10 protein-coding genes are annotated in these 12,588 nt (G+C 53.7%); 2 read left to right on the plus strand and 8 right to left on the minus strand.

Annotation, left to right across the window (positions count from 1 at the left end):
- Positions 1–24: 24 nt before the first annotated feature.
- The 6 genes from OGY13_RS09220 to acnB all read right to left on the minus strand — a co-directional run bounded on the left by OGY13_RS09220 (position 25) and on the right by acnB (position 7,311).
- The gene (locus tag OGY13_RS09220; RefSeq protein WP_032942381.1) at positions 25–792 is read right to left on the minus strand and encodes a DeoR/GlpR family DNA-binding transcription regulator; all 768 of its coding nucleotides are present in this window, start codon (positions 790–792) and stop codon (positions 25–27) included.
- A gap of 9 nt (positions 793–801) precedes the next feature.
- Positions 802–1,785 (minus strand): D-threonate 4-phosphate dehydrogenase, encoded by a 984-nt coding sequence (locus tag OGY13_RS09225; protein WP_079934988.1) that lies wholly within the window; start codon positions 1,783–1,785, stop codon positions 802–804.
- Positions 1,775–3,046: a D-threonate kinase gene (gene dtnK, locus OGY13_RS09230; RefSeq protein WP_186413727.1), complete on the minus strand. Its 1,272-nt coding sequence runs from the start codon at positions 3,044–3,046 to the stop codon at positions 1,775–1,777. The genes OGY13_RS09225 and dtnK overlap by 11 nt, the downstream gene beginning before the upstream one ends.
- Complete coding sequence (locus tag OGY13_RS09235; RefSeq protein ID WP_186413728.1) at positions 3,043–3,996, minus strand: 2-keto-3-deoxygluconate permease 1; 954 nt, start codon at positions 3,994–3,996, stop codon at positions 3,043–3,045. Before OGY13_RS09235 ends, dtnK begins: the two co-directional genes overlap by 4 nt.
- 180 nt (positions 3,997–4,176) lie before the next feature.
- A complete protein-coding gene (gene yacL / locus OGY13_RS09240) occupies positions 4,177–4,539 on the minus strand; it encodes a protein YacL (protein ID WP_020996227.1) in 363 nt (120 codons plus the stop codon).
- Between the two features lie 174 nt (positions 4,540–4,713).
- Positions 4,714–7,311, minus strand: a complete 2,598-nt coding sequence (gene acnB, locus OGY13_RS09245; RefSeq protein ID WP_008786215.1) for a bifunctional aconitate hydratase 2/2-methylisocitrate dehydratase — start codon at positions 7,309–7,311, stop codon at positions 4,714–4,716.
- A gap of 448 nt (positions 7,312–7,759) precedes the next feature.
- On the opposite strand from acnB, the gene OGY13_RS09250 reads away from it, so the two are divergent.
- Together OGY13_RS09250 and OGY13_RS09255 are read left to right on the plus strand one after the other, a co-directional pair.
- Complete coding sequence (locus tag OGY13_RS09250) at positions 7,760–9,346, plus strand: DUF3300 domain-containing protein (RefSeq protein WP_213752820.1); 1,587 nt, start codon at positions 7,760–7,762, stop codon at positions 9,344–9,346.
- Between the two features lie 10 nt (positions 9,347–9,356).
- The gene (locus OGY13_RS09255) at positions 9,357–10,151 is read left to right on the plus strand and encodes a DUF2950 family protein (protein ID WP_213752819.1); all 795 of its coding nucleotides are present in this window, start codon (positions 9,357–9,359) and stop codon (positions 10,149–10,151) included.
- A 63-nt stretch (positions 10,152–10,214) separates the two neighbouring features.
- Here OGY13_RS09255 and traT read toward each other — a convergent pair whose 3' ends face one another.
- Together traT and lpdA are read right to left on the minus strand one after the other, a co-directional pair.
- Positions 10,215–10,946 carry a conjugal transfer complement resistance protein TraT gene (gene traT, locus OGY13_RS09260; protein ID WP_048236127.1) on the minus strand — a complete coding sequence of 244 codons (732 nt, stop codon included), beginning with the start codon at positions 10,944–10,946 and terminating at the stop codon, positions 10,215–10,217.
- Between the two features lie 194 nt (positions 10,947–11,140).
- Entirely contained in the window at positions 11,141–12,565 is a 1,425-nt protein-coding gene (lpdA, locus tag OGY13_RS09265; RefSeq protein WP_003829486.1) for a dihydrolipoyl dehydrogenase, read from the minus strand.
- Between the last annotated feature and the right edge of the window lie 23 nt (positions 12,566–12,588).

The following is a 12,588-nucleotide window of genomic DNA, read 5'->3' on the forward strand; positions in this document are numbered from 1 at the left end:
GCGCAATCAGGGTTGAGAGTGCAGTTACTCTGGCTGTACCAGCGTCAGGGCAACGGATTGCGCTTTTAATTCAGCCTGCGCGTTTGGCGGTAGATTCACATCGGTAACAACATCGGTAAAGCAACTAAGCGGCGCGACGTTAAATAACGAATGTGCGCCGTACTTACTGCTATCCGCCAGCAATACCTTCCGTTGGGCATTCGCAATAATTTCCTGCTTTAATCCCGCTTTATCTTCCGTTGGCGTGGTTACACCCTTTTCCATACTCCAGGTGTTACAGCTCATAAAAGCAATATCAGGATAGACGCTGCGCAACATTTTCCGGCCAAACTCACCAATACAGGACTGGCTGCTGTCATCGATGCGTCCACCGACGATCGTCACCTCTATCTGACGGAATTCTGACAAAAACAGGGCAATATGCAGATCAACGGTAATCACTCGCAGCGGCAAATGAGTCAGACATTTTGCCAGCTCCAGCATTGTGGTACCGGCATCAAGCACCACGGCATCACCCGCACGCACCATTGAGGCGGCAAAACGCGCAATCGCCCGTTTCTCAGCAGGCGATCGCAGTTGCTTTTCGTTTGTGGTTGGCTGCGCAGCTTCAAAGCGTCGTAACGCAACACCGCCGTGGCTGCGGCTGATCACACCCTGTTCATCCAGCTTGATGAGATCGCGCCTGATCGTTGCTGGAGAGGCGTCAACCGCGTCAACCAACTGTTCCACGGTAACCAGCGTATGATTTTTCAAATACGCCACAATCTTATCCAGACGGTGTTGCCCTTTCATAACAGTAAATTACGCCAGTTGCATTGCCAGTTTGATCGATACGGCCATGCTCTCAGATTTTGCTTTTCCCGTCCAGGCGATATCAAATGCCGTACCGTGATCGGCAGAGGTACGAATAAACGGTAAACCTGCTGTGATATTTACACCATCATAGAAACCCAGCAATTTCAGTGGGATATGTCCCTGATCGTGGTACATCGCCACCACCATGTCATACTGACCTTCATAAGCCTGTAAAAACACGGTATCCGGCGGGCACGGACCGTAAACATCCATCCCCTTCGCTCTCATATTCTCAATCGCGGGTCCGACAATACGAATTTCCTCATCGCCAAACAGGCCATTCTCTCCGGCATGTGGATTCACCCCCGCAACGGCAATACGCGGGTGTGCAAAGCCTACGCGCTTCAGGAAGGTATCTGCGATACCAATCACCGTTTCGACACGTTGCCCATTGAGCGTATCAAGGAATTTGCGCAGTGCGATATGCGTCGAAACATGGATAACTTTCAGCTTATCGGTGTACAGCACCATCGCATAGTCGCGGCTTTCGGTTAGCGTTGCCAGCAGTTCGGTATGTCCAGGATAATTGTGTCCGCCGAGATGCAGCGCTTCTTTGTTCAACGGCGCGGTCGCGATGGCATGTACATCCCCCTTCATCGCCAGTTCAGTCGCCCGCTTCACACAGCGATAGGCCAGATCGCCCGCCTGCGCCTGCACTGTACCAGGGAGCAGTTCGTCAGGTTTCGCCAGCGGTTCATCAATCACATGAATCGTATCTGGCGTGAATCTGGCATCGGCGACCTGTTCAATAGCGCGAAATGTTACTCCGTCAGCCAGCCCCTGAGCCTGTAACCGCTGCAGCGTTTTTAGGCACCCAACCACCACCAGCGGTGCACCATTAAGTTCATCTTCGCGTAGCGCTTTAACAATAATTTCCGGACCAATCCCCGCCGGGTCTCCCATCGTAATCGCAATTGTTTTAGTTACCACGGTACATCTCCTCAATAAAATACAGCGCATCGCAAAGGGTCGTATCAGAACCGAATCCACCCGCTTTGGTAATAACCGGCAAGTCGTCAATCTCGCTATTCACAAACGTTCCGCACGGAATACAGGGGGCGACCTCACTGTGGATGCGATACCCTTCAGCACCCAACGCACTGGCGACCGACGTGGCAATATCGCCTCCGGTCAGGAACAATCCGCCGATACGTGCTTGTTCAATAATGCGCAGCGTTATCTCCCCTAGACGCTGACTCAGCAGTTCTCCCAACTGCTGGCGACTCATCCCCACGTTGAAACACAGCGTGTCGATCATGTCCCGGTCTTCTGCACATCGACTGGTGCGTAAGATCGTGTGCTGCTGCTGGCTCAGTTGCGCGCAAGCCTGTTCAATAACAGAGTCCATTTCCGGTGCAAATGACGATGCAACCAACCGCGCGGCATCGATATCAACGACTTTTGCCCGCCCCTGACACACTGCTTTTTCCACCTGACGTCGCGTTGCCTCACTCATTGAGCCAGCCACAACCAACACCGGTAATTCCTGCTTTTCTTGCATAAACGTTGCGGCCGGTAGCGCATTGGCCAGCCCTGCCGCCCCTACGAGTAGCGGCATCTGTTTTTGCTCACAAACCGCCTGCGCAATGAGCGCGAGATCTCGCTCTTCCACGGCATCCACCACCACCATACATTCGCCGGCTTTTGCAAAAGCACTCAGCAGCGCACTCAAACTTCCCCGACGCACATCCACCAGCGACACCTCATGTACAGGGACATCGCTTTGCAGTGCGACCAGTTCAGCAATACGCGAAGAGTGAATAGGCGTTTTTGGATCGCTGGCGAATTCCGTTTCCAGCAGCGGCACACCATGGACCAGGCACAAGCCATCCTGCGTAGTGCGCCCGGCAGCAGGAATTGCCGCCGCAATCACGGCCAGCGTCCGACCGGCTGTACGCATGGCTGCAGTGACTTCAGCCCCCACATTGCCACGAAATGTCGAGTCTATTTTTTTGTATACCAGCGGTATTGCTTCGCCCTCACACCATGGCGCTAACGCTTGTTGTACAGCCGCGGCGGCCTGCGTTGCCGGCATCGCCCGGCTTTCCGTATTGATGACCAGAACATCGGCGCGGCGCGACGGTTTCTGCGCTGGGGTCAGCATTACTTCGGTACGCGCCCCTTTTTTCGCCAGCTGTACGCCGGTATCGTTAGAGCCCGTAAAGTCATCGGCGATAACGATCATTTTCATGCTTTCTTCTCCTGCACGGTCTGACGAGACTGCCTTTTCGCGACCCACGACGTAAGAATTGGCGTCAGAATGGCGGTTGTAATGACTGACGCAGCGATCAGCGGCGCTGCCGCAGCGGCAACCTCTGCCAGCGAGGGATCGGCCTGTGCTATGGCCAGTGGCGTCGCGACGGCGTTCCCCGCCGTACTGGATGCCGCAGCACCAGCAATACCACTCCCGCCTACCAGACGATCGGCACGAATGTTAAAGAAGCCGCCCACAAAGGTGGTCAGCACACCCAGCAGAATGCCCGCCAGACCGCCTTGCAGCAGCATTTCCAGGTTAATACCGGCTCCAAGTGCAAACGCAAAGAAAGGAATGAGCACTGGACCGCCTTTGGTCAGGAAGTCACGCATATTAGCGTCGAGGTTACCGAGGATCATGCCAACCACCAGCGGAACAAGAACCGCCACCAGCGCCATGATAGGAATATTTGCCATACCCGCCGCGCCCAGCGCGATCATGGTAAAGAAAGGTCCGTCATTCAGAGACAAAATGGAGATCGCGCCTACATCACGTTCATTGCCAAACTCGCCAACCAGCGCCGCGTAAAGCCCGCCATTGGAGTTACTCATTGCCGCAATAATGGCAACACCGCTTAAGCCAAAGATGCCTTCCGCGCCAAACAGGTGTTCAACCCCGAGACCAATTGCAATCGCGACCAGTAACTTGGTCAGCGTAATCGTGCCGCCTTGTAGCAAAGCTTGCGGTGCCGCCTTTACGCTAATTCCCGCGCCCATACAGAGCAGGAACGCGCCAATCAAGGGAGCCGCGCCATTTTTAAATAAAGCAGTGGTGAATCCACCGATCTGCAACGCCTGCGGGGCAAAAGTGTTGATAATGGCACCGATAACCAACGGCACAACCATCATGCCGCCGGGTACGCGTTCTATTGCCTTCTTGATGTTCATGGTCTTCCCGCCTGTTGTTATGTTGTGATTGAATAAAATCAAAACGATTATATTCAATCAAAATCAGATCACAAACGCGGCAGATCACAGTTTTTTAATGATTAATAAAAATCAAATAATCATTCGGATGAAAAAAAAGCCGGGTTTGTCTCACCCGGCTTCATTGATATCTGAAATATCTCAGGATTGATGCACAAATTCGCGGTATGCCGCCACAACCTGAAGAAAGTCCTCTACACCACAGAGCGAAAAACTTTCTTCGTCGTAGTAGCTCATCCCCTCTTCCATCTCATCGCCAGAGAACTCCAGCTGATTAGCGCGAACCATCACTTCTTCGCCATCCAGCCAGAGCGTGTATTCATGCCCTGCTCGCTGCCAGGAGCGCTCACTGCCCTTAACCGCACGCGCTGCCTGTTCCACTTCATCAAGTAAGGCCAGGTTTTCTTTCACTTCCTCATTAAACCAGTGCCCCACCACCTCGTGGCCCATGGACATACGCACTTTTACCACCCCGGTAATATCGCGCAGAAATTCGTAATCCATAATGTCTTCCTCTACTCCCGGCAATGCGCCAATACCGCATTGCGCCTTGCTGTAATTATCGCAGCAGCGCGGCAGAAAAAAAGCGTAGTGGGTATAAGGAATAGAAATAAAAATGCCCGGAGAAGCAGACTTCTCCGGGCATTGATGCGTTTTTACACAAAATGCTTTAGGACATTACACCGCAGTCTGGAAAATCACACCATCGGCTTTCTCGGTATACTGAGACAGCTGGTCGAAGTTCAGATAACGGTAAGTATCTACGGCCGTTTTATCTACCTGCGCCACATAGGTCTGGTACTCTTCCGCCGTCGGCAGTTTGCCGATCAGCGCCGCAACCGCCGCCAGCTCCGCAGAAGCCAGGTAGACGTTCGCCCCAGTACCTAAACGGTTCGGGAAGTTACGGGTAGAGGTCGACACCACCGTTGCGCCGTCGGCTACACGCGCCTGGTTACCCATGCACAGAGAGCAGCCTGGAATTTCGATACGCGCACCGCTCTTACCGAACACGCTGTAATAACCTTCTTCGGTCAGCTGTGCCGCATCCATACGGGTTGGCGGAGCCACCCACAGACGCGTTGGCAGTTGGCCTTTGTGCGCATCCAGCAGCTTACCAGCGGCACGGAAGTGGCCGATGTTAGTCATGCAGGAGCCGATGAACACTTCGTCGATCTTCTCGCCCTGTACGTCAGACAGCAGACGCGCATCGTCCGGATCGTTCGGTGCACACAGGATTGGCTCTTTGATATCCGCCAGATCGATGTCGATCACTGCCGCGTATTCTGCGTCAGCGTCGGCTTCCAGCAACTGCGGATCCGCCAGCCATTTTTCCATGCCCTGCACACGACGTTCCAGCGTACGGCGATCGCCGTAACCTTCTGCGATCATCCACTTCAGCAGAACGATGTTAGAGCTCAGATACTCAACGATCGGCTCTTTGTTCAGCTTGATGGTACAACCGGCAGCAGAACGTTCAGCGGAGGCGTCGGTCAATTCGAACGCCTGCTCTACTTTGAGATCCGGCAGACCTTCGATTTCAAGAATGCGGCCAGAGAAGATGTTCTTCTTACCTTTCTTCTCAACGGTCAGCAGACCCTGTTTGATCGCGTACAGCGGGATGGCGTGTACCAGATCGCGCAGGGTGATACCCGGTTGCATTTTGCCTTTGAAACGCACCAGAACGGATTCCGGCATATCCAGCGGCATCACGCCGGTCGCAGCAGCAAACGCCACCAGACCAGAACCTGCCGGGAAGGAAATCCCGATAGGGAAACGAGTATGGGAGTCACCACCGGTACCTACGGTATCCGGCAGCAGCATGCGGTTCAGCCAGGAGTGAATAACACCGTCGCCCGGACGCAGCGACACACCGCCGCGGTTCATGATGAAGTCTGGCAGCGTGTGATGCGTGTTCACGTCAACCGGCTTCGGGTACGCCGCAGTGTGGCAGAAGGACTGCATCACCAGGTCAGACGAGAAGCCCAGGCACGCCAGGTCTTTCAGTTCGTCACGGGTCATAGGGCCAGTAGTATCCTGAGAACCGACGGAGGTCATCTTCGGTTCGCAGTACGCGCCCGGACGGATGCCTTTCACGCCGCAGGCACGGCCAACCATTTTTTGTGCCAGGGAGAAGCCACGGCTGCTTTCCGCCACGTCTTTCGCCTGACGGAATACGTCACTGTGCGGCAGACCCAGCGCTTCGCGCGCCTTGGTAGTCAGGCCACGACCGATGATCAGCGGGATACGGCCACCGGCGCGTACTTCGTCGATCAGGACTTCGGTTTTCAGCTCAAAGCTTGCCAGCAGTTCGCCGGTTTCGTGGTTGCGTACTTCGCCTTTGAACGGGTAAACGTCAATCACGTCGCCCATGTTCATGTTCGACACGTCCACTTCAATCGGCAGTGCGCCCGCATCTTCCATGGTGTTGAAGAAGATAGGTGCAATTTTGCCGCCGAGGCACAGGCCGCCGCCGCGCTTGTTCGGCACATGAGGAATGTCGTCACCCATGAACCACAGCACGGAGTTGGTTGCGGATTTACGCGAAGAACCGGTACCGACAACATCACCCACATAAGCCAGCGGGTAACCTTTTTTCTGCAATTCTTCGATCTGTTTGATCGGGCCAACCACGCCCGGCTGATCCGGTTCGATACCTTCACGGGCGTTTTTCAGCATCGCCAGCGCGTGCAGAGGGATATCCGGGCGAGACCATGCATCCGGTGCCGGAGAAAGGTCATCGGTGTTGGTTTCACCCGTCACTTTAAAGACGGTAACGGTGATTTTTTCAGCCAGAGCTGGACGGTTCAGGAACCATTCGGCATCAGCCCAGGATTGCATTACCTGCTTCGCATATTCGTTGCCCGCTTTGGCTTTTTCTTCTACATCGTAGAAGTTATCGAACATCAGCAGCGTTGAAGAGAGCGCTTTGGCGGCAATCGGCGCCAGTTTTGCATCGTCCAGCGCGTCGATCAGCGGATGAATGTTGTAGCCACCCTGCATGGTGCCCAGCAGTTCAATGGCTTTTTCTGGGGTAACCAGCGGGGAGGTGGTGTCGCCTTTTGCGACAGCGGCGAGAAAACCAGCTTTAACATAAGCGGCTTCATCTACGCCAGGAGGAACGCGGTTGATCAACAGGTCTAACAGGAATTCTTCTTCGCCCACAGGCGGGGTCTTCAGCAGCTCGACAAGTGCAGCCATTTGGGTTGCGTCTAAAGGTTTTGGCACAATCCCCTGGGCAGCACGCTCAGCTACGTGCTTACGGTATTCTTCTAGCACGACGATATCTCCTCGCTCTCATTGTCATAATGCGGCGCTTTTGTAGATGGGCGATTCTCTTCACGCTCCTGTGAGACAGTAGTTAGTAGGGTAAATGCCCAGTACCGCATAAGGCACAATAACAGGATTTTCATTAAGTGTTAATCCGTTTACAAAAAAGCAACATAAAAAATTGGCTGAATCGTTAAGAATGGTATAGCGACAAGGTGAGGCGAAATTAAGTCAGCTTAAAACCGCCCATAAACGGTTAATTTTCAAGCGCGATCGGCTGAATATTCCAGCGATTTTTCCGCCATCACATATAATTGTGTAATAAATACTCACACTCTTTTTTCGGACCTACCTGGTGAATCAACCATAAAAGTCAAAACTGTCTAACACGGGTGAATAATACTCGCGGCAACAGGAACGCCTCACGGCACAGCGCTCGTCTCGTTGGAGTCATTTTATGAAGTTGCCCCTTAAGCCACATCTGCTTGTCCTTTTGTGCAGTGCCGGGCTGTTTGCCGCCTCTGGCGTGATGTTTGTTAAAAGTCGCACAACGGAGCCTGCTGCTCCGGCCCCCGTTGCGCAGCAACCGTCAACACCGGCCCCAGCTCCCGTAGCGGCCCCTGCCCCGGCTGACCAAACAGCGCCCGCCGTGGCACCAACCTACTCAGCAGCACAAATCGATCAGTGGGTTGCGCCTATCGCGCTCTATCCAGACTCGCTGTTGTCGCAAATTTTGATGGCCTCAACCTATCCGGCTAACGTCATCCAGGCCGCACAGTGGTCAAAAGACAATCCCAAAATGCAGGGCGATGCCGCCATTCAGGCCGTTGCCAGCCAGCCCTGGGATCCCAGCGTGAAATCACTGGTCGCTTTTCCTCAGTTGATGTCACTGATGGGTGAAAATCCGCCGTGGGTACAAAGCCTGGGCGATGCTTTCCTCGCACAGCCGAAGGACGTCATGGATTCCGTTCAACGTCTGCGTGTACTGGCGCAACAAACCGGCGCGCTGCAATCAACACCGCAACAGACCGTCACCACCGTGACCAAAGCGGCACCAGCGAAAACCGCCACCAGCACGTCAACAACCAGCACTACCACCACGACAAGCCCTACTGTCATCAAGATTGAATCCGCCGATCCGCAGGTGGTGTACGTTCCAACCTATAACCCGAACACGGTTTACGGTACCTGGCCGAATACCGCCTATCCGCCAACCTATCTGCCACCAACGCCCGGTGAGCAATTTGGTAACAGCTTCGTCAATGGTTTAGGCTTCAGCCTTGGTGTCGCCACAACCTATGCCATCTTCAGCAACATCGACTGGGATGACGACGACGACCACCATCATAATGATGACTGGGATAACCATGGCGGCTATAACCGCAACGGTGATAACAACATCAACATTAACGTTGATAACTTCAATAAAATCAGTGGTCAGCGCCTGACAGATGCCAACCGTACCTGGCAGCATAACCCGGCCTACCGTGAGGGTGTGCCTTACCCAAATAGCCAGCTCAATAACCGCTTCCACCCCACTAACACGGCAACCGGATTAAGTTCGACCCAGCAAAGACCGGTCAACCGTGATAACCAGCGCCAGGCCGCGATGAGCCAAATGGAAAAATCGACGGGGAAAACATTCCCGCAGACGGCACGCTCGGGCACGAAAGACGCCCAGCGTCAGGCATCGAATCAACAGCTGAAGCAAATTTCCCAACGTAATAACTACCGCGGTTACGATACCAAACCGCACACCGCGAAGCGGACGAGCACTCAGCAGCGTGAGAATCGCCAGGCAGTCGCCCAGCGACAGGAGAAACGGGTCACGCAACCGGCACAACAACGCAATGTGCAACAGCGCAATCTTCAACAGCGAACCAGCCAGCCACGCGCCAATGCGCTGAGCGGTAACGACAGTCGCTCCGCCAACTGGCAGGCACAGCAACAGCGAGGTGCCCAGAGCCGGCAGGTCGCCCGTAATCAGCCATCACGCCAGCCTTCTGGCGGGCGTGCTGAACACCGTGAATTCCGTCATCGTTAAGGGAACCGACATGAAAAATAAACTACTCAGGGGAATGGTGTTGTTCATGGTTTCGGCCACCGCGATGGCACAACAATCCTTCAGCACACCAGACCAGGCAACAGATGCGCTGGCAAACGCTATCAGTGAGCAAAATGAAAGTGCAATGAGCAACCTGCTCGGGGAAAACTGGCGTGATTTTCTGCCGCCAGAAGGCGTCGATCCTGATGCGGTTGATCGCTTCCTGCGTGACTGGAAGGTACGCCATAGCACTGTCATCGACGGCAATACGGCGCATCTTGTGGTTGGGGACAGCGACTGGCAACTGCCAATCCCGGTCGTCAAAAACGCTTCAGGCTGGCAATTTGATATCAAGGAAGCGGCCGAAGAGATCCTGACCCGTGAGATTGGACGCAACGAACTTGCTGCCATCGAGGCGTTGCACGCCTATGTGGATGCTCAGCAGAGCTATTTTGCGATGAACCAGAAATACGCGCAAAAGATTGTCAGTTCTGAAGGGAAAAAGGATGGTCTGTACTGGCCTGTTTCGCCGGGCGAAGCGCCAAGCCCGCTTGGCCCAGCCTTCAGTCCACAGGAGCCAGGCATGGGCTATCACGGCTATCGCTTCCGGATCCTTGCCGATAAAACCAGCGGTTTTGCCATGGTAGCCTGGCCCGTTAGCTACGATCACACCGGCGTGATGAGTTTTATGATTAACGGTGAAGACAAAGTCTACCAGGCCGATCTCGGTGTTGAATCACAGCAGAAAGCACAAGCGTTAACCACATTCCATCCGGATAAAAACTGGCAACCTGTAGCGCCCTGATACCGAATCGGAAGGTTAGTAGGCCGGGTAAGGCATAGCCGCCCCCCGGCAACCCGCAACAAATTACAGGATGTTAGCGACAGATTTCGCCAATTGAGCTTCCAACACCGGCTTCGCTTCTTCGAACTTCAGATTCACTTTGTTAGCATTAGACACAACGCGGGTCTGGTATTTTGCGCGATCGCCTTGTGCGCTGCTGGTTTGCAGCTTGATGCCAGATGTCCCTTGACGCAATGCAGCAACATTATCCGTTGTCACTTTCGCTTTGCTGCGTTCAGAGATTTGCAGGTCAGTAACCATGGTGTAGTTAACGTCTTCCACCATCGCATCCGCGGCCATGCCGATCAGACCCGCCGCGATACCAACACCCAGCGCCGCACCAGAGGAGTTGCTGTTATAAGCGGTAATCCCCGCGCCCAGCGCTGCGCCCATCGCGGCACCTTCGTAACCCGTTTTCAGGAAGCCTTGAGCTTCACGCAGATCCATTTTGTCCGCTTTCAACACGTTCGCCTGCACCCAGTAATAAGCGCTGTCTGGCGAACTGGTCACTTTATACCCCTTCGCTGACAGGTCATTTGCCAGCAGGGTTTGCAGGTTACTCATGTCTTTGTCAGAGGTGTTTTTTACCTGAATGTAGACGGTCTTCTCGCTGGAAGGCTCCAGCCAGATGGTTTCACTCATCTGCGTTTTCACTTCAAGGTTACGTTTTTTAACGGCGGTGGTCATCGCACCACAACCGGTCAGCGTCATTGTCGCGACAACCATGCCAACAACCGCGATTTTTTTTAAAGACATGTATTTTCCTTTTTCGTGTAATAGAGAGTCCAGAGCCTCTTCTCCGTGCGGCCAGTAGCCACACAATGGCGAAAAAAGTATCGGCAGTTGCGCAATTTTTTTTAGTGGAAATATCAATGAGATGACTACTAAAACTGGTAGTTTTCAGGCAAAAAAAACGCCTCCGAAGAGGCGTTTTCACAAAAGCGGGAAGATTACTTTTTCTTCGCTTTCGGGTTTGGCAGGTCGGTAATGCTACCTTCAAAGATTTCTGCCGCCAGGCCCACGGACTCGTGCAGAGTCGGGTGCGCGTGGATGGTCAGCGCGATATCTTCTGCGTCACAACCCATTTCGATCGCCAGACCGATTTCACCCAGCAGCTCGCCGCCGTTGGTACCGACAATCGCACCACCGATAACACGGTGAGATTCTTTGTCGAAAATCAGTTTGGTCATACCGTCTGCGCAATCGGAAGCGATAGCACGGCCAGAAGCAGCCCACGGGAAGGTGGCGGTTTCGTAGCTAATGCCTTTTTCTTTCGCTTCTTTCTCGGTCAGACCAACCCATGCAACTTCTGGTTCAGTGTATGCAATGGATGGGATAACTTTCGGATCGAAGTAGTGTTTCTTGCCGGCGATAACTTCAGCGGCAACGTGACCTTCATGAACACCTTTGTGTGCCAGCATCGGCTGACCGACGATATCGCCGATAGCAAAGATGTGCGGTACGTTGGTGCGCAGCTGTTTGTCAACGCGGATGAAGCCACGGTCGTCAACTTCCACGCCAGCTTTGCCCGCGTCGAGGTTTTTACCGTTCGGTACACGACCGATAGCGACCAGCACAGCATCGTAACGCTGAGCTTCGGCAGGGGCTTTTTTGCCTTCCATGGAAACGTAGATACCGTCTTCTTTCGCTTCAACGGCGGTCACTTTGGTTTCCAGCATCAGGTTGAACTTCTTGCTGATGCGCTTGGTGAAGACTTTAACCACGTCTTTGTCGGCAGCCGGGATAACCTGATCGAACATTTCAACCACGTCGATCTCTGAACCCAGCGCATGGTACACGGTACCCATTTCCAGACCGATGATACCGCCGCCCATTACCAGCAGGCGCTTAGGAACAGTTTTCAGTTCCAGTGCATCGGTGGAATCCCACACGCGCGGATCTTCATGCGGAATAAACGGCAGTTCGATCGGACGGGAACCCGCCGCGATGATTGCGTTGTCGAAGTTGATCACGGTTTTGCCGTTTTCGCCTTCAACTTCCAGGGTGTTTGCCCCGGTAAATTTACCCAGACCGTTAACCACTTTCACTTTACGGCCTTTGGCCATACCCGCCAGACCGCCGGTCAGCTGAGTGATAACTTTTTCTTTCCAGGTACGAATCTTGTCGATATCGGTTTTCGGCTCGCCAAAAACGATACCGTGTTCAGCCAGCGCTTTGGCTTCTTCGATAACTTTTGCTACGTGCAGCAGCGCTTTAGAAGGGATACAGCCGACGTTCAGACAAACACCGCCAAGGGTGCTGTAACGTTCTACGATGACGGTCTCCAGACCTAAATCTGCGCAACGGAAGGCAGCAGAGTAACCTGCAGGGCCTGCCCCAAGTACCACGACCTGAGTTTTGATTTCAGTGCTCATCATGACCTCTTAATTTATACCCG

It is taken from the genome of Citrobacter sp. Cpo045 (assembly GCF_030332875.1).
GTDB lineage: Bacteria > Pseudomonadota > Gammaproteobacteria > Enterobacterales > Enterobacteriaceae > Citrobacter > Citrobacter portucalensis.